This window comes from bacterium SCSIO 12696 (assembly GCA_024397955.1).
Lineage (GTDB): Bacteria > Pseudomonadota > Gammaproteobacteria > Pseudomonadales > Porticoccaceae > SCSIO-12696.
Genome location: CP073744.1, coordinates 1,008,107 through 1,026,268 on the forward strand (window position 1 = coordinate 1,008,107; position 18,162 = coordinate 1,026,268).

At 52.8% G+C, this 18,162-nt stretch carries 13 protein-coding genes; all 13 read right to left on the bottom strand.

The genetic code is table 11. The annotated features are described in order from the left end of the window. Positions 1 to 8 precede the first annotated feature (8 nt). Complete coding sequence (gene eno, locus KFE80_04645; protein ID UTW46184.1) at positions 9 to 1,301, bottom strand: phosphopyruvate hydratase; 1,293 nt, start codon at positions 1,299 to 1,301, stop codon at positions 9 to 11. 126 nt (positions 1,302 to 1,427) lie between these two features. Beyond that, a complete protein-coding gene (gene kdsA, locus KFE80_04650; GenBank protein ID UTW46185.1) occupies positions 1,428 to 2,276 on the bottom strand; it encodes a 3-deoxy-8-phosphooctulonate synthase in 849 nt (282 codons plus the stop codon). A gap of 9 nt (positions 2,277 to 2,285) precedes the next feature. Continuing rightward, positions 2,286 to 3,941 (bottom strand): CTP synthase, encoded by a 1,656-nt coding sequence (locus KFE80_04655; protein ID UTW46186.1) that lies wholly within the window; start codon positions 3,939 to 3,941, stop codon positions 2,286 to 2,288. 247 nt (positions 3,942 to 4,188) lie between these two features. Further along, positions 4,189 to 5,463, bottom strand: a complete 1,275-nt coding sequence (gene tilS, locus KFE80_04660; protein ID UTW46187.1) for a tRNA lysidine(34) synthetase TilS — start codon at positions 5,461 to 5,463, stop codon at positions 4,189 to 4,191. A gap of 65 nt (positions 5,464 to 5,528) precedes the next feature. Continuing rightward, on the bottom strand, positions 5,529 to 6,482 hold the full coding sequence (locus tag KFE80_04665; protein ID UTW46188.1) for an acetyl-CoA carboxylase carboxyltransferase subunit alpha: 954 nt from the start codon (positions 6,480 to 6,482) through the stop codon (positions 5,529 to 5,531). Positions 6,483 to 6,642: 160 nt separating this feature from the next. Beyond that, positions 6,643 to 10,341 (bottom strand): DNA polymerase III subunit alpha, encoded by a 3,699-nt coding sequence (dnaE, locus tag KFE80_04670; protein ID UTW46189.1) that lies wholly within the window; start codon positions 10,339 to 10,341, stop codon positions 6,643 to 6,645. Positions 10,342 to 10,462: 121 nt separating this feature from the next. Continuing rightward, positions 10,463 to 11,098: a ribonuclease HII gene (gene rnhB / locus KFE80_04675; protein UTW46190.1), complete on the bottom strand. Its 636-nt coding sequence runs from the start codon at positions 11,096 to 11,098 to the stop codon at positions 10,463 to 10,465. A gap of 9 nt (positions 11,099 to 11,107) precedes the next feature. After that, positions 11,108 to 12,280, bottom strand: a complete 1,173-nt coding sequence (gene lpxB / locus KFE80_04680) for a lipid-A-disaccharide synthase (protein UTW46191.1) — start codon at positions 12,278 to 12,280, stop codon at positions 11,108 to 11,110. A 66-nt stretch (positions 12,281 to 12,346) separates the two neighbouring features. Next, complete coding sequence (gene lpxA, locus KFE80_04685) at positions 12,347 to 13,117, bottom strand: acyl-ACP--UDP-N-acetylglucosamine O-acyltransferase (protein ID UTW46192.1); 771 nt, start codon at positions 13,115 to 13,117, stop codon at positions 12,347 to 12,349. Between the two features lie 3 nt (positions 13,118 to 13,120). Next, a complete protein-coding gene (gene fabZ, locus KFE80_04690; protein UTW46628.1) occupies positions 13,121 to 13,555 on the bottom strand; it encodes a 3-hydroxyacyl-ACP dehydratase FabZ in 435 nt (144 codons plus the stop codon). A 357-nt stretch (positions 13,556 to 13,912) separates the two neighbouring features. Then, the gene (lpxD, locus tag KFE80_04695) at positions 13,913 to 14,953 is read right to left on the bottom strand and encodes a UDP-3-O-(3-hydroxymyristoyl)glucosamine N-acyltransferase (GenBank protein UTW46193.1); all 1,041 of its coding nucleotides are present in this window, start codon (positions 14,951 to 14,953) and stop codon (positions 13,913 to 13,915) included. 82 nt (positions 14,954 to 15,035) lie between these two features. Beyond that, complete coding sequence (locus KFE80_04700; protein UTW46194.1) at positions 15,036 to 15,551, bottom strand: OmpH family outer membrane protein; 516 nt, start codon at positions 15,549 to 15,551, stop codon at positions 15,036 to 15,038. Between the two features lie 65 nt (positions 15,552 to 15,616). Then, the gene (gene bamA / locus KFE80_04705; protein ID UTW46195.1) at positions 15,617 to 18,154 is read right to left on the bottom strand and encodes an outer membrane protein assembly factor BamA; all 2,538 of its coding nucleotides are present in this window, start codon (positions 18,152 to 18,154) and stop codon (positions 15,617 to 15,619) included. Positions 18,155 to 18,162: the final 8 nt, after the last annotated feature.

Here is an 18,162-nt window from a genome sequence, read left to right on the forward strand (position 1 = left end):
GGAGTAAATCAATTCTTAAACTCACCTCGGCCACGATAAGGTGCCTTGTCACTACCCAACTCTGCTTCAATGCGCAGCAGGCGATTGTATTTGGCAACCCGGTCAGAGCGACACAGAGAGCCAGTCTTGATCTGACCAGCAGCAGTAGCTACCGCCAGATCGGCGATGGTAGTGTCTTCGGTTTCGCCGGAACGGTGCGAGATCACTGCAGTGTAGCCAGCGTCTTTGGCCATCTGGATAGCGTCCAGGGTTTCAGTCAGTGAGCCGATCTGGTTGAACTTGATCAGGATGGAGTTACCCACCCCCTTCTCTATACCCTCTTTGAGGATTTTGGTGTTGGTCACAAACAAATCGTCGCCCACCAGCTGGCACTTGTCACCAATTTTATCGGTAAGCACCTTCCAGCCGTCCCAATCGCTTTCATCCAGACCGTCTTCGATGGAGATAATCGGATAGCGGTCCACCAGCTCCGCCAGATAGTCGGCAAAGCCTTCGGAATCAAATACCTTGCCTTCACCGGCCAGGTCGTATTTGCCTTCTTTGTAGAATTCAGAAGACGCGCAATCCAGCGCCAAAGTCACGTCTTTGTCCAATTCATAACCGGCATCTGCCACCGCATCGGCGATCACCGCCAAAGCTTCTTCGTTGGAAGCCAGGTTAGGCGCAAAACCACCTTCGTCACCCACTGCGGTATTGAGGCCGCGAGCTTGCAGTACTTTCTTCAGAGAGTGAAAAATTTCGGCACCCATACGCAGGCCTTCAGCAAAGCTGGGGGCACTGACCGGCTGTACCATAAATTCCTGAATATCTACGTTATTGTCGGCGTGCTCACCGCCGTTGAGGATATTCATCATCGGTACTGGCATGGTGAACTGACCGGCGGTGCCGTTGACTTCGGCAATGTGCGCATACAGGGGCATGCCCTTTGCCTGAGCCGCCGCTTTGGCCGCCGCCAGGGAAACTGCCAAAATGGCATTAGCACCCAAGTTGGCCTTATTGTCGGTGCCATCGGCAGCAATCATCTGGCCGTCCAGCTCACGCTGGGCAGTCACATCCTGGCCCACCAAAAGGTCGCGGATGGTGGTATTGATATTGGCCACAGCGGTCTGTACGCCTTTGCCCAGGTAGCGAGCCTTGTCGCCATCACGCAGTTCCAGAGCCTCACGGGAGCCGGTGGAAGCACCGGAAGGGGCACAGGCAGAACCCACAATGCCGTTTTCCAGAATAACGTCTGCTTCGACAGTGGGGTTGCCGCGGGAGTCCAGCACCTCGTAGGCGCGAATATCAGCAATAGTAGTCATTGAGGTTATCTCTCTTGAATGTTAAATGCTTTGTCGTTCCCGCGAAGGCGGGAAACCATCATCTTGCGTAATTGGCAAGATGGATCCCCGCCTTTGCGGGGGTGACGGTCTTTCTATAAACGGTGATTAGGTAATGTCCAAAGCTGGGAAGTTTTTCACTAAATCATCCACCGCCTTCACTTGCTGCAAAAACGGTTTTAGCTTATCCAGCGGCAATGCGCTGGGGCCATCGCAAAGGGCTTTGTCCGGATCTGGGTGAGCCTCCAAAAACAAACCGGCAATACCTACCGCCATACCGGCACGGGCAAGTTCCGCCACCTGGTGGCGACGGCCACCGGAGGCTGCGCCCATTGGGTCACGGCACTGCAGTGCGTGGGTGACATCAAAAATCAATGGTGCGCCTTTGCTCACCTCCATCATGGTGCGGAAGCCCAGCATATCCACAACAAGGTTGTCGTAACCAAAACAGGCGCCGCGCTCACACAGCATCACCTGCTCGTTGCCACATTCGGCAAACTTCTCCACCAGGTTATTCACCTGCGGCGGGCTCATAAATTGAGGCTTTTTGACATTGATGACTGCGCCAGTTTTGGCCATGGCTTCTACCAGATCGGTCTGGCGCGCCAGGAATGCGGGCAACTGGATAATATCTACTACATCCGCCACCGGCTGGCACTGTTCGATTTCGTGCACATCGGTAATTACCGGCACATTAAAGGTGTTCTTAACCTCTTCAAAAATCTTAAGGCCTTCATCCATACCGGGGCCGCGGAAGGAATGCACTGATGATCGATTGGCCTTATCGAACGAAGCCTTAAATACGTAGGGAATACCCAACTCGCCAGTGACCTTTACGTAGTGCTCAGCGATTTGCATGGCCAGGTCGCGAGATTCCAACACATTCATGCCGCCAAACAAGGCAAAGGGTTTATCGTTAGCGACCTGAATACCGGCTACGTTGATAGTTTTTTGCATAACTGCTCCTTACTCGCCTTTGTGCGCCTTTTCATTATAAGACTCTTCACTATAAGAAAGTGCAGCGCGAATATAACTGGAAAACATAGGGTGGCCATCCCGCGGTGTGGAGGTGAACTCCGGGTGGAACTGGCAGGCAAAAAACCACGGGTGATCGGCAATTTCCACCGTTTCCACCAGGTGATTGACCTCAGACCAACCGCCAATCTTCAGGCCCGCCGCTTCCAGCTGGGCCACATAATTGTTGTTCACTTCATAGCGGTGGCGATGGCGCTCCATGACCACTTCGCTGCCGTAAATTTCCGCGGCTTTGGAGCCAGGCACCAACAGCGACTGTTGGGTGCCCAGACGCATGGTCCCCCCCATGTCAGAGTCGGTGTCGCGCACTTCTACCTGGCCAGTTTCATCAACCCATTCGGTAATCAAACCGACGATGGGGTGATCGGTTTCCGGGTCAAATTCGGTACTGGTGGCACCACTGAGGCCACACATATTGCGAGCGTATTCGATCACTGCCACTTGCATACCCAGACAAATGCCCAGATAGGGAACTTTGTTTTCACGGGCGTAGCGCACCGCAGCAATTTTGCCTTCCAAGCCTCGTTGGCCAAAGCCCCCGGGCACCAAAATGGCATCGGCGTCTTTTAAAATTTGAGTACCCTGCTGCTCCACATCTTCGGCGTTGATGTGCTGGATATTCACCTTGGTCTTGTGGTGAATACCAGCGTGGCTCAGAGATTCGTTAAGGGATTTGTAGGCATCCAACAGCTCCATGTACTTGCCCACCATAGCCACAGTAACCTCACGTTCTGGGTTGAGGTAGTTATGCGCCACCCACTCCCAGTCGCTGAGGTCCGCCACACCACACTGCAGGCGCAAGCGATCCACCACAAACTGATCCAGACCCCAGCGGTGCAGATAGGCGGGTACGTGGTAAATGGTTTTGGCATCCAGCAAGGGAACCACTGCACGCTGCTCCACATTGGTAAACAGGGCGATCTTTTTCAGTTCCGATTCGCTCACTTCCACTTCCGAACGACACAACAGCACATCCGGTTGCAAGCCAATGGAACGTAATTCTTTTACCGAGTGTTGAGTGGGCTTGGTTTTTACCTCACCAGCAGTGGCGATATAGGGCACCAATGTGAGATGCATCAGCATGGCACGTTCCATGCCCAGCTCCACTTTCAACTGGCGAATGGCTTCCAGGAACGGTTGCGATTCGATGTCACCTACCGTGCCACCAATCTCTACGATGGCCACATCGTAACCCTCGCCACCGGCAATCACCCGGCGCTTGATTTCGTCGGTCACGTGGGGAATCACCTGTACGGTGCCGCCCAGATAGTCGCCACGGCGCTCGCGGCGCAAAATGGTCTCGTACACCCGGCCACTGGTGAAGTTATTACGCTTGCTCATTTTCGAGCGTAGGAAACGCTCGTAGTGGCCCAAATCCAAATCGGTTTCAGCGCCGTCCTCAGTAACAAACACCTCGCCGTGCTGAAACGGGCTCATGGTGCCTGGATCCACATTCAGGTAGGGATCCAACTTGAGAATAGTGACCTTGAGGCCACGGGATTCAAGTACTGCACCCAAAGAAGCGGAGGCAATGCCTTTGCCCAGTGAAGAAACCACACCGCCAGTTACAAAAATAAAACGTGTCATAAAAGCTCGCTCAAAACTGCCGTTAACCGCGTCAGACAATTCCCATCAAGAAAAGCAAAACACCAGCACCATTAATAGTCAGCACCAAAAAGTATTCAGATTCTTATTGTGAGTCGCCTTTTGAGTTACACAAAGGGCGTAAATAGAGAGACTTGCAGAGCAGACTTGTGTAGAAAAGTCACCTGTGCCCATCTCGATCAAGATGGGTGGGCAGGATACCAGAAAGGCAAAATGGAAACCACCAGAATCAAGCAACTTGCCAATCGAAACAAGGCCATCCTGTACTCGTAAATAAGCCTGCAACAGCAATAATTTCCTGGCCCGTAGTGTTGTAAATCAACGGTACTCGCTGCCGCAACCAGGGCTCCAAATGATATTCCTGCAGCAATTTTTTAAGAGTTTGCGAGCTGTTGCGCCCTTGGGGCTGACAGCGCTCCCCACCCTGCCGGAAGCGAACGATTACCGGCTTGGCAAACGGCTTTGCGGCAAATAATTTGCCACAACCTTCTATGTGCAGCGGCTGGTTTCCATCCCAGTTGATTTCAGTACCTATTGCAGGTGGCGCGGGCAGTGGCGGCAGCAAGTAAATACGTTGGTTGTAGCGGTGCAGCTGGCAATCACCAAAGTCGATTATCGGGCTGGCGTCCTGCTGAGCATCCAACAGATTACTATGGATACTCTCCAAACGTGTTTTCGCTGGCAACGAATAGCCGCTTTGTTCACACCAATAGCGAATAAGGTTGTGGCGCCGGGCAATATCCATATTGGCCAACACGGATTGTTGAATGCTGACACCAAAACGCTCTCGCCGAACTTCCGCCACATCCAGATCGATGGCGGCCAATCGCTGATTTAATTGGTCAGTATCGTGGCACAGGGTAGACACCTGCCCCAGCCGCTTTGTAGCATCCGGCCAACGGGTTTCCAGTGCCGGTAGGACCTGATGGCGCAGGTAGTTGCGATCGTAATCCAACTGCTGATTGGATTCGTCTTCCACCCAGTTCAAATTGTGCGACTGGGCATAACGCTGAATATCCTGTCGCGAGATATCCAGCAATGGCCTCAGCAACTGGCCTTTACCCAAAGGCCGGCTGCGAGGAATACCGGCCAAACCGCGAGGGCCGGCACCGCGCATGAGGCGGTAGAGTACGGTCTCTGCCTGATCATCGGCGTGATGAGCCAGTAGTAATAGTTCATTGGTCCGCAAGGCCGATTCAAAGACCTGGTAACGTGCGTTGCGGGCAGCCAGTTCGGTGTTTTCATTGCTGTCCAAGTTTACCCGAAATGCCTGTAACTGCACTCCCAGCTGGCGGCATTGCTCCGCGCAGTGGGCTTGCCAGGCATCGGCGTTTGCGGAGATTTGATGATTAATGTGTAAGGCTGTCACTTTTTCCGCACCCAACACAGCGACTACAGCATGGAGAAGGGTTTGGGAATCCAAACCACCACTGTAGCCCACGTACACTCGCTCAGCGTTTTGCAGAGTCGGCAGGTCGGACGCTAACAAGTCAGAGGTAACCATGCGGGCAGTGTAACCAAAAAAGCCAGAGCAATGCTCTGGCTTTTTATGTTGCGACGGAGATGCCTCTACTCAGGATTACCGTAGGCCATCAAGCGCTCAAAACGTTTTTCCAACAGGCGTTCCATGGGAATATCCCGCAGGTTTTCCAGCTGGGCGCTAAGGCGATCACGCAAAGTGATAGACATAGCTTCAATATCCCGGTGGGCACCGCCCAATGGTTCAGGAATGGTTTCATCGACAATACCCAAGGCTTCCAGTGTGTCTGAGGTCACACCCATCGCCTGAGCCGCATCAGAGGCTTTTTCGGCGGTTTTCCAAATGATATTGGCGCAGCCTTCTGGAGAGATCACAAAGTACGTAGAGTACTGCAACATATTGAGGTAATCGCCAACCCCGATCGCCAAGGCGCCACCGGAACTGCCCTCGCCAATCACCGTACAGATCATCGGGGTTTCCAGTCGCGACATCACCGCTAGGTTCTGGGCAATGGCTTCAGAGATACCTCGCTCTTCGGAGTCAATACCGGGGTAGGCTCCCGGGGTGTCGATCAGGGTAATAATCGGCAGCTTAAAGCGCTCTGCCATTTCCATCAGGCGCAGGGCCTTGCGATAACCCTCTGGCTTGGGCATACCGAAATTGCGGTGAATTTTGTCGTTAACACCGCGGCCCTTTTCTTCACCAATGACCATCACTGGAATGCCATTAAGGCGTGCGGTACCGCCGACAATAGCGTGGTCATCACCAAAATGGCGGTCGCCGTGCAATTCATCGAAGTCGGTAAATACCCGCTTGATGTAATCCACTGTGTAGGGGCGCTGGGGATGACGGGCCACCTGAACCACCTGCCAGGGGGTCAGGCTGGAGTAGATGCTTTCCGTCAGCTTGTGGGATTTGTCCCGCAGTTTGGCAATTTCCTCGGTAATATTGAGGTCATTGTCGTTGCCAACCAGCTGCAGTTCTTCAATTTTGGCTTCCAGTTCCGCAATGGGCTGTTCAAAATCGAGATAGTTGAGATTCATTCGCCGTCGATTCCGTAATTAATTATTAGTGGCAAAAAACGCGGGTAAACAGACACCTAGAGTACTATTTGTTACCCAAAATGGCCACTAACTTTGTGGGGTAGGCTATATACAAGGGCTTTGGGTATCCGTTGTTATTCTGAGCTCTGTCACCCTGGCTTTATTCACGGGGGCGACGGTAGCGGTTGGCACCCTTGAGTTCAGCGGTTTTTAGCTTGCCGGCTTCATAGGCCAAAGATACGTTGCCCGCACCCAGTTGTTCTCGCAACCGATGCAATAATTCATCTCTCACTGAGATACGCCACTCTTCACCAAGAATGACTTCACCGCTTGCCTGGGTATTGCTGCAACTGACCTTCACAGCAACCGGCCCCTGTCGATAATCCGCCAACACTTCCGCCAGCTGCCTGGCACTGTCCGCCTGGCGATTTTCCGGACAATAACTCAGTGACAGGTCTTTGACCGCCAAATCCCTGGCGTCGGACAGGGTGCGTACGGTTTCTACGCGAATCGCCAGGCCACCGGAGAAGTCGTCGGTTTGCACCTCCCCTTCCAGCACCAGAATTTCATCCTTGGCGATCTTTTCCCGGTAGTCGCGAAAACGGTCGGCAAACACCAGCGCTTCCATACGGCCGCTGCGATCATCCAGGCTGACACTGGCCCAAGGCTCGCCCTTCTTGTTTTTACGCACACGCATATCCACCACCAGCCCGGCAACCACCTGCACTTCCCGGGGCTTGGGCTGCAAATCACTGATACGGGCAGAGACAAATTGCTTCAACTCACGATCGTATTCATCCACTGGGTGACCGGTGAGATATAACCCCAAGGTGTCCCTTTCACCGCCAAGGCGTTCTTTAATGCTCAGGCCGCGCACCCGATCAAAGCTGGTGTAGCTGATTTCCGGCGCACTTTCCTGGGGGGTACTGCCGAACAGGTCGCCCATGCCGCTGTCTCGGTTGCGGGCGTTCTGATCCGCCAGTTTGACTGCCTCTTCCATGGCCGCGAGCATAATGGCGCGACTGCGACTTAAGCGCTGTTCATCGTCGCCTTCAACATCGGGGCCGATACGATCCAGTGCACCGCTGCGCACCAGGGCTTCCAGAGCGCGCTTGTTGACCTTGCGGGAATCCACCCGGTTGCAGAAATCGAACAAGTCTTTAAACGGGCCGTCTTTACGGGCTTCGAGAATATTGTCGATAGGGCCTTCCCCGAGCCCCTTGATGGCGCCCAAGCCGTAGATAATGTTGTCCTGCTCGTCCACGGTAAAGTAAAACTCACCGGTATTCACATCCGGTGGCAGCAGGGTGAGCTCCATCTCCCGACACTCTTCGATAAACGTCACCACTTTGTCGGTTTTGTCCATATCCGACGACATGGTGGCGGCCATAAATTGCGAGGGGTAGTGAGCCTTGAGCCAGGCGGTCTGGTAAGACACCAGCGCGTAAGCTGCGGAGTGGGATTTGTTAAAGCCGTAACCGGCAAACTTCTCCACCAGATCGAAGATTTTCATCGCCAGCTCGGGATCAACCCCCTGCCCCTTGGCGCCCTCCTCAAATGTGCTGCGCTGCTTGGCCATTTCCTCTGGCTTCTTCTTACCCATAGCTCGACGCAACAGGTCGGCACCGCCAAGGCTGTAACCCGCCAGCTCCTGAGCGATCTGCATCACCTGCTCCTGGTAGACGATCACCCCGTAGGTGGGCTCCAGAATCGGCTTGAGTTTATCGTGCTGGTACTTGGCATCCGGGTAGGCCACTTCCGCGCGGCCGTGTTTGCGGTTGACGAAGTCGTCCACCATGCCTGAATCCAGCGGGCCCGGGCGGAACAGCGCCACCAGAGCGATCATGTCTTCGATATTGTCTGGTTGCAGACGTTTGATCAGGTCTTTCATACCACGGGACTCCAGCTGGAATACCGCGGTGGTTTGGGCTTTTTTCAGCAGTTTGAAGGTATCGGCATCATCCAGGGGGATGGCATTGATATCCAGTTCTTGTTCACCTTGGCGAGCTCTGGTTTTATTCACCATATCCAGCGCCCAGTCGATAATGGTGAGCGTGCGCAAGCCCAGGAAGTCGAACTTCACTAGCCCCGCATCTTCCACATCGTTCTTATCGAACTGGGTAACCAAACCCTCACCGGATTCGTCACAGAACAAGGGCGCGAAGTCGGTAATGCAGGTTGGGGCAATCACCACACCACCAGCGTGTTTGCCCACGTTGCGGGATACCCCCTCAAGCTGCACCGCCATATCCCAGATTTCCTGGGCTTCGTCGTCACCATCGAGAAATTCCCGCAGCACTTCTTCGCCAGCCAGTGCCTTGGCCAGTGTCATACCCACATCCGGGGGAATCATTTTCGAGAGTTTATCTGCAAGCCCATAAGACTTGCCCTGCACCCGTGCCACATCCCGCACCACCGCCTTGGCGGCCATGGTGCCGAAGGTGATGATTTGCGATACCGCGTCGCGACCGTAAGTCTCGGCCACGTAGTGGATCACCTTGTCGCGGTTATCCATGCAGAAGTCGATATCGAAGTCCGGCATGGATACCCGTTCCGGATTCAAAAAGCGCTCGAACAGCAGGTCGTATTGCAGTGGATCCAGATCGGTGATTTTCTGGGCGTAGGCCACCAGAGAACCGGCACCAGAACCCCGCCCCGGCCCCACCGGAATGTCGTTGTCCTTGGCCCACTGAATAAAGTCCATCACGATCAGGAAGTAGCCGGGAAAGCCCATCTGCATAATGATGTTCAGTTCAAATTGCAGGCGTTCAATGTAAGGCTGTTTATTGGCGGCGTAATCCGGATCGGCTTTGTCCAAAATGCCCTCAAGACGCCACTCCAGGCCTTCGTAGGAAATCTTCTGGAAGAACACATTGGTGCGCACCATATCCGCGTAGCCATCTTCCTCTTCCCTGCCCTGCCATTTTTCCGCCATGGCCTGTTTGGCAAAATCTTCGAGTTCTTTATAGGGCGTGTGATCTTTGAAAAACGGGTCGTTTTCAAAATCCTCAGGGATCGGATAATCCGGCAGATAGTAAGTACCCAACTCGATATCCAAGGTACAACGTTTGGCGATTTCTACGGTGTTTTGCAGGGCTTCCGGGATATCCGCAAACAGCTCGGTCATTTCCTCGGGAGAACGCAGATATTGTTGCTCACTGTAATTGCGAGCGCGACGGGGATCGTCCAATACCCGGCCATCGTGAATGCAAACCCGGGCCTCGTGGGCATCAAACTCATCCGCCGTCAGGAAGCAGACGTCATTCGTAGCCACCACTGGGCAACCCACTTCGGCGGCCAGTTCCACAGCGGCGTGCAGGTAACGCTCCTCTCGAGGGCGACCGGTGCGCTGTAATTCCAAATAAAAGCGATTGGGAAAATCTTTCTGCCAGCGAGATAAAAATTCCGCCGCCTGGTCACGATTCCCCGACAATAGCGCGCGGCCTACATTGCCCAGACGACCACCGGAAAGCGCAATCAAGCCTTCGGAAAATTCACTGATCCAGGCTTTTTGCACAATCGGTCGCCCTTGGGATTGCCCCTCCCGGTAAGCACGGGAAATCAGTTTGGTAAGATTTTTGTAGCCAATACCGTTTTGCACCAGCAAAGTCAGCAGGCTGGGCTCGTCTTCGCTGTCCTCACCGGCCACCAGCAAATCGCTGCCAGCTATGGGTTTGATACCGCTGCCCTGGGCTGCTTTATAGAACTTCACCAAGCCGTAGAAGTTGCAGAAATCCGTCACTGCCAGCGCCGGCATGCCCAACTCTGCCACCTTTGCCACCAGGGGTTTGACGCGAACCAGGCCGTCAATCAGAGAGTATTCGGTGTGCAGGCGGAGGTGGACAAATGGCTCAGGCATCGGCGAAACGATCTCGTATACAGGCTAAAAGCAGAGCCGAGATTCTAGCAAGAAAGGTAACAGGATACAGGGCAATCCACTCAACGCAGAAAGATATTTTATCTACCTGAGAGTATGGTATTTACACCAATGGCAACTGCTCTATTTCGAGCATGCTTTTGACCGGCTCAAATGAGCGGCGATGAATATCACAAGGCCCCAACAACTTAATGGCATCGGTATGTTGTTGGGTGGCATAGCCTTTGTGGGCGGAAAAACCGTAGCCGGGATAAACTTGGTCAAAGGAGGCCATTTCCCGATCCCGAGTGACCTTGGCCACAATGGAGGCGGCGCCGATTTCTGCTACTTTGGCGTCACCCTTGATCACGGTTTCACCCTTGTAAGGCCACTTGGGCATTTTGTTGCCATCCACTGCCACATATTCAGGCTGCACCGGCAAACCCGCCACCGCGCGATACATGGCCATCATGGTGGCTTGCAGGATATTGTAGCGATCAATTTCTGCCACGCTGGCGCGGCCCACACACCAGGCTAACGCTTTCTGGGTAATTTCTTCGTACAGTTGTTCGCGACGCTTTTCAGAGATTTTCTTGGAATCACCCAGACCTTCAATGGGCAGCAACGGGTCGAGAATCACGGCAGCAGTCACCACATCCCCAGCCAACGGCCCACGACCCACTTCGTCAACACCCGCCAACAGCTGACCGGTGTAGTTCAGTTTGTAGGGCGTGGTCGTTGGAGGGCTTTTCTTTGCCATAGGTGATGATTATGGAGCCAGCGACTGAGTTGGGTCGTTTTCTATCAAGTTGGCTAATGCATTGGCAGCGGTTTCGCTGGCATTGCGGCGCAGCAGTTGATGCAGCTCGGTAAAGGCCTCTTTCAACTGATCAGTGTGCTGGGAGTTATTGAGGTAGTTCAGCAGCTCGCTGGCAATATTTTCCACCGTCGCATCGTCCTGAATCAACTCTGGCACCAGGCGTTTATCCGCCAGCAAGTTGGGCAGCGCCACATGGGGCACTTTTACCAAGCGCGAAAATATGGCGTAGGAAAACTTGCCCATACGGTAACTGACCACCATCGGCTTTTTCAGCAACATGGCTTCCAGAGTCACTGTGCCAGAGGCTACCAGCAGAGAATCCGACGCTGCCATGGCCAACAGAGCGTTGCCATCGGTTACGGTGATATCCAGAGAAGGGAACTGCTTTACCAGCTCGTCGATCTGCTGGCGTCGATGAAGGTTGGCAGCAGGAATCACAAAGCGAATGCCCGCTACCTGTTGCTGCAGCTTTTCCGCCACCTGCAGGAACAACAAACCGAGCTGCGCCACCTCAGAGCCGCGACTGCCCGGCAATAGCGCCAGCAATGGCTGATCACCGGTTAAACCCAATTGCTCACGAGCAACAGCGGTATCGTTCTCCATGGGCAGCTTATCCGCCAGGGGGTGGCCCACACAGGTTTCAGGCACCCCGTGCTGCTGGTAAAAGCGGGACTCAAAGGGAAACAGGGTGAGAATATGATCCACCGAGCGGCCAATGGTTTTTACCCGCCCCTGGCGCCAGGCCCATACCGAAGGACTGACGTAATGGGCCGTGGTTATTCCAGCACGCCGTAGTTTGCCTTCCAAGTGAATGGTAAAGTCCGGGGAGTCAATACCGATAAACAGTGCCGGCTTGGTATCGCGGAAGTGTTTGTACAGGTTGCTGCGCATGCGCAGCAGTTCCGGCAGGCGTTTCAGGGGCTCAACAATACCCATCACCGACAGCCGCTCCATGGAATAAAGGCTGTGAAAGCCTTCGGCGATCATTTTTTCGCCACCAACCCCTTCAAAACGAGCGTTGGGGTAGCGCTTGCGCAGTGCAAAAATCAGCCCGGCACCCAGTTGATCCCCAGAGGCTTCGCCGGCGACAATACCGATGGTAATGGATGAGTCTGGGTTCATAAGCCATTTACTGTCATCGCGAGACGAATCAACAGGATTGTATGGTTTGTCTCGCAATAACGGGATTTAACGAATTATCCCGCCTTTAGCGGTTTTAATGCTATCGACCATCACCTGCACGGCGGGTTCTGCATCAGCGGTTTTTTGCATTTCTGCCAGTGCATCTTCCAATGACAAGCCACGGCGATAGAGCGTTTTGTAAGCACGGTTGATATCGCGGATTTGGTCCTTACTGAACCCGCGGCGCTTTAAACCTTCAATATTGACTGTTTTGGGTTCCGCCGGATTGCCTGCGGCCATTACATAGGCGGGGACATCGCGATTAATAAAACCCGCTGCACCGATAAAGCTGTGGGCTCCCACTTTGCAGTACTGAGCCACCATGGCGTAACCCGCCAGAATGGCCCAGTCACCGATCCATACGTGCCCTGCCAGTGCAACGTTATTCACCAGAATACTGTGGTTGCCGATCACGCAGTCGTGGCCCACATGGGCGTAGGCCATCAACAGGTTGTGGTTGCCAATGGTGGTTTCTGAGCGATCCTGAATGGTACCCCTGTGAATAGTGACGCCTTCACGAATGGTATTGTGATCCCCCATCACCAAACGGGTAGGCTCACCTTTGTATTTCAGGTCAGGGGTGTCTTCACCCACCGACGAAAACTGAAAAATACGATTGTGTTTACCGATCACCGTCGGCCCTTTAATCACCACATGGGGGCCAACCACAGTACCTTCGCCAATCTCTACATCGGGGCCGATAATAGAGAACGGCCCCACTTCCACGTCATCGGCCAGTTTTGCCGATGGGTCGACGACCGCGCGCGGATCGATCACGATTTATACCTTTTTCAGTGCACACATGAGTTGAGCTTCACAGGCCAACTCACCATCCACGGTCGCGCGTGCTTCAAACTTGAGGATGTGGCGTTTGCGGGAAATCAGCTTTGATTCCAGCACCAACTGATCACCGGGCACCACTTGACGGCGAAAACGCACCCCATCGACACCAGCAAACAGGTACAAAGTGTCTTCATTGGGGCTATCTCTACCATCAGAAAAACCGAGTATGCCGGAAGCTTGCGCCAGGGCTTCAACAATCATCACACCAGGGAAAATTGGGGCACGGGGAAAGTGACCATTAAACACCTCTTCATTCGCGGTGATATTTTTGTAGGCCACAATGCGTTCGCCTGGCTCCAGCTCGGTAACGCGATCTACCAACAAGAACGGATAGCGATGTGGTAGATATTCTTTAATTTCATTGATGTCCATGGATGCTCCAAAAAAGTCTTCAGCCAGCCCGAAGGCGAGGGTCTGTTGACGTTTCATATCCACCTCTGCTGAGAGCGATTTTTGCGCTCAACAAGGCGTAAAGAGTGCCGTGTAGTCATTCTACATCAGCGATTTACAACGCAGTGGAGCTGCAAAAATAGCCTCAGCCCTGCGGGTTGGGACTGAAAAGGCGTCCCTCGTTGTTGCTTGTTGCTACTCCCCATTATAAAGAGGGGAACGACCAAACAACACGACTCGCGCCTAGACGGACGCCTTTTCAGCCACCAACAGTGGAGGATATGAAACGTCAACAGACCCTAGACAAGCCGCGGATTATAATGCAACTAAGGCTGGCATTCACTCACTTTCCAGCCGCTTTTCGAGGCGCCTCAAGCGTTTGCTCATATCATCCAGCTGATTGAATCGCGCCGCATTTTTTCGCCACTCTCGGTAAGTAGACATAGCTGTACCAGAGGAATAAGTCCCTGGTTCCGGCAGGCTTTTGCTCACCACAGTGGCTCCGGTAATATTTACGTTATCGGCTATAGTGACATGCCCTACACAACCAGAACGCCCTGCCCAGGTGTTATTGGCACCAATCTGGGTGCTGCCGGATATTCCAGTGTAGGCAGCCATGGCGGTATTTTTTCCAACCTTCACGTTGTGAGCGATCATTACCTGATTATCGATAATCACTCCATCGGCAATTTCTGTATTGCCCAAAGCACCGCGGTCAATAGTACTGTTGGCGCCAATTTCAACGCGATCACCAATGACCACACCACCGAGCTGGTAAATTTTTACCCAACCGCCCTGCCCCTCAGTGGAACTGTCCGGTGCAAAGCCAAAGCCATCGGCACCGATCACAGCGCCGCTGTGAATCGTCACTGCATTGCCAATGCTCACTCCGTGATAAACCGACACATTGGCAGCCAAATGGCAAGATTCGCCGACAATACTGTTATCACCGACACAAGACCCTGCACCTACTACGGTATTGGCACCTATACGCACGTTTTCGCCGATCACTGCATTGGCAGCAATACACGCAGAAGGGTGAATATCCGCAGAATCGGCTACCACCGCCGAAGCATGAACCCCGGCGATAGCCTTGGGAGCATTGTTCATTAATCTGGATAGGTGGGCGTAGCCAAGATAGGGGTTATCTAACAGTAATGCGTTACCGTTGTATTTGTCCGCCACTTTCGGGCTGAGTATCACTGCTGACGCGTTGGTTGTGGCCAAAAAGCGCTCATAAGCGGGATTGGCCAAAAAAGATATCTGCCCTGCCTCAGCCTCTTCCAGTGTGGCGATAGCGTCAATGGTGCAATTCGCATCACCGCGCAGCTCGGCTCCCAGCTGTTGGGCTATTTGGCCCAGAGTGTATGGCGTTGTCATAGCATCTCCCATGGCATTGCAAACGAAACGACCCGCAGTGTAACACTGCGGGTCGCGACAGAAACCACCTAAACTCGAGTAATTATTTGGCCGAGCTTTTGTTGATACGATCAATCAACTTATTGGTGATGTCCACAGCGCCGTTGTTCCACAGCGCCGCTTCTTTGTTGATCAGAATATCAATCTTTTCTTCATCAATCAGTGCCTGCAACTGCTCAAAAGCGATGGGCTGAATTTCTTGCAGCAGAGCCCGCTGAACCGCCTGTTGCTCTGCCTGAAATTTACGCTCCAGCAACTGCAAGTCGGCTTTATAAGCTTCCATTTCACGGTTGGCCTTGGCTTTCTTTTGGTCATCCCAGCTCAGATTGTTGGTTTCAAAATCTTTTTGCAGCTTTTGGGCATCAGCAACAATGCCATCGGACTCTGCCTTGAGCTTTGCCAAATTGGATTCGGCAGCCAATTCTTCATAGCGTTTTTTCGCCAACTCAGAACTGGTGATGGCTTTACCCAAATCGCACACGGCTATTTTACTTTCCGCAGCAGCCGCTACGCTGAACAGCGCAATCAAGGCAAAGACTGTTGTTTTAAATTTACCCACGTTGTTTCTCCAATTAGTACAAAAGTTAAGTGTAAAAAATACTGTTTAAAACCAGTTGCGACAGCTTAGAACTGGTTACCCAGTGAAAACTGAAAGCTTTCTTCTTCATCCAAAGGCCCGGCGTTAAAGGGTTTGGAAATACTGAAAGTAATAGGACCAAACCCAGACAGCCAAGTGGCTCCCAAACCAAATGAATAGCGCAACTCGCCCACATCTGGCTTAAAGCAGTTCAAATCCGTTTGACCTGGCAACAGGATCGGTTGGTCTCGAGCTTGAAGAACAGTGCCATTAACGCTCAGCAATGGGCCCCGAGGGTCATCGAAAGTGGTAATCCCAGTGGTACATTCCGTATCAAAAATGTTACCCGCGTCGACAAAAAAGCTGGCCTGAACTTGCGACTGATCTTTAATAAACGGCAGCGGGAAAATCACTTCCGCACTGGCTTCAACCGACACATTGCCACCGAAAGCAGACGTATTGTCCACATTCAGTCCACCCGGAAACTGGCTATTGAGGAATGCCTGCAAGGCCTCAGGGTCGTTTATATCCACTGTATCATTTACGGGCAACACAGCACGGATACTTCTCGGCCCCAAGGTATTTCGTTCAAAACCGCGGATGGAGTTAAATCCTCCGCCAAAGAAGTTTTTATAAAATGGCAAACGCTCAGTGTCACTGAGACCATCTCCATAGCCTAATTCAGTGCGCAAACGCAGTGACCAGCCATTGAGGAATTTCGCCCAACGCCCCAAAGGAAAATACTTCTGACCGCTATAGGTGAGTCGATAGTAAGAAAGATCACTGACGCCGGGAGGTGATATTTCCAGGCCGACATTCTGCCGCGCTCCGCTGGTAGCAAATACACTGCTGTTCAAGGTTGACTGCAGCCATCCAAAGTTCAACGTAAGAAAGTCGTTTTTAAAACCGTTATCCGCGACAAACTTCAACACTTCCGCAGAAGTGGTGCTCTCGCCAAGCTGCTGAAATTCATAGCCAAAGCCGTAGCTCAACCGCTGGGTGTTGGACAGTGGATAGCTGAAATTGACATTAATGCCCTGGTTTTCCGTATTAAAACCGCTCAGGTTAAAACGGGAAAAATCACTCTCACGGGCAAATACACTGAATCCTGCGCTCACCCCATCCACGGTAAAGTAAGGATCGGTGTAGGAAATACTGAGGGACTTCTGGAAGTCGTTACGGTTCAGCGCGAAACCCACTGTTTTTCCGGTACCCAGGAAGTTACTTTCACTAAGGTTACCACCCAGCTGCAAACCGGATGTTTGCGAGAAGCCAAACTGGGCGCCGATCTGACCCGACGGCTGTTCTTCAAAAGAAAAATTTACATCCACTTGGTCGTCAACACCCGGCACCTCTGGCGTATCCACCTCAATGGAGTCGCGTTTTACAAACGCGGTGCGCTGCAACCTCAGTTTACTGCCTTCGATACGGGAATTAGACGCCACCGCCCCTTCCATTTGCAGCATTTCCCGGCGCACCACATCATCGGCGGTTTTGGTATTGCCGCGAATGTTGATGCGACGTACATACACCCGTTTTTTCGGGTTGATGGCGATAGTCACCTTGGCGGTGCTGTCTTCACGATTCAGTTCCGGCACCGCCTGCACCTCGGCAAAGGTGTAGCCATCGTTACCCAGACGCCGGGTAATCAAATCGACGCTGTAGTCAGCCAAGCTCTGGGAATAGGTCTTGTCTTCCTGTAAGACGATCAGGAAACGTAGCTGCTCTTCGGGAATCACCAGATCTCCCGACAGAGCAATTTCGCTCACGGTGTAGATATCCCCTTCTTCGATATTCACGGTCAGGTAAACCGATTTTTTGTCCGGACTCACGGACACCTGTGTGGATTTAACATTAAAGCCGAGATAGCCGCGATCTTTATAAAAAGATTCCAGGCGCTCTAAATCGCCTTGCAGCTTTTCACGGCTGTACTTGTCGTCATTGCGAAACCAGGACAGCCAGTTGCTGGTGGTCAATTCAAAGTCTTCCCGCAACACCTCTTCATCAAAGGTTTCGTTGCCGACGATATTGATATGCTTAATGGCTGCTGGCTTGCCCTCGGTAATATCCAGAAAAACCGCCACCCGGTTGCGCGGCAACGGTTCAATGCGGCCTTCAACAGAGGAACCGTAAAGGCCGTTCTTGGCGTATTCCCCTTTCAAGCTCTGAGCAATACCGTCGAGGACATCGCGCTTGAAAATACGGCCTTCCGCCAGACCGTTGTCGCGCATACTGATCAACAATTGCTCTTCGGGAATTTTTTTACTGCCATCGATGGTGATGGATTCCACCGCTGGGCGCTCTTTCAAGCGAACGACCAGGCGGCCATTGTCTTCGGAAAAGGCAATATCTTCAAAATTTCCGGTTTTAAACAAGCTTCGCGCGGCTTGGCGTAACGTCTCTTCGTCGACCAGATCACCAACTGATATGGGGAATGAGGCAAACACCTTGCCCGCAGAGACCCTTTGCAGCCCCTGAATATCAATATCGCGCACTTCAAAGACTTTGCCGTAAGCTGCGCCACTGAATAATCCCAGGGCCAGACAAACCCCTACCCACCTCTTTGCACTAAATAGATTTGCCATAAACTTCT

Bases quoted from the DNA above. Each gene is read 5' to 3' on its own strand.
- tilS (UTW46187.1), bottom strand. From the start codon at position 5,463: ATGGTTACCTCTGACTTGTTAGCGTCCGACCTGCCGACTCTGCAAAAC.
- KFE80_04655 (UTW46186.1), bottom strand. From the start codon at position 3,941: ATGACACGTTTTATTTTTGTAACTGGCGGTGTGGTTTCTTCACTGGGC.
- eno (UTW46184.1), bottom strand. From the start codon at position 1,301: ATGACTACTATTGCTGATATTCGCGCCTACGAGGTGCTGGACTCCCGC.
- lpxD (UTW46193.1), bottom strand. From the start codon at position 14,953: ATGACAACGCCATACACTCTGGGCCAAATAGCCCAACAGCTGGGAGCC.
- bamA (UTW46195.1), bottom strand. From the start codon at position 18,154: ATGGCAAATCTATTTAGTGCAAAGAGGTGGGTAGGGGTTTGTCTGGCC.
- KFE80_04665 (UTW46188.1), bottom strand. From the start codon at position 6,482: ATGAATCTCAACTATCTCGATTTTGAACAGCCCATTGCGGAACTGGAA.
- kdsA (UTW46185.1), bottom strand. From the start codon at position 2,276: ATGCAAAAAACTATCAACGTAGCCGGTATTCAGGTCGCTAACGATAAA.
- rnhB (UTW46190.1), bottom strand. From the start codon at position 11,098: ATGGCAAAGAAAAGCCCTCCAACGACCACGCCCTACAAACTGAACTAC.
- lpxB (UTW46191.1), bottom strand. From the start codon at position 12,280: ATGAACCCAGACTCATCCATTACCATCGGTATTGTCGCCGGCGAAGCC.
- fabZ (UTW46628.1), bottom strand. From the start codon at position 13,555: ATGGACATCAATGAAATTAAAGAATATCTACCACATCGCTATCCGTTC.
- dnaE (UTW46189.1), bottom strand. From the start codon at position 10,341: ATGCCTGAGCCATTTGTCCACCTCCGCCTGCACACCGAATACTCTCTG.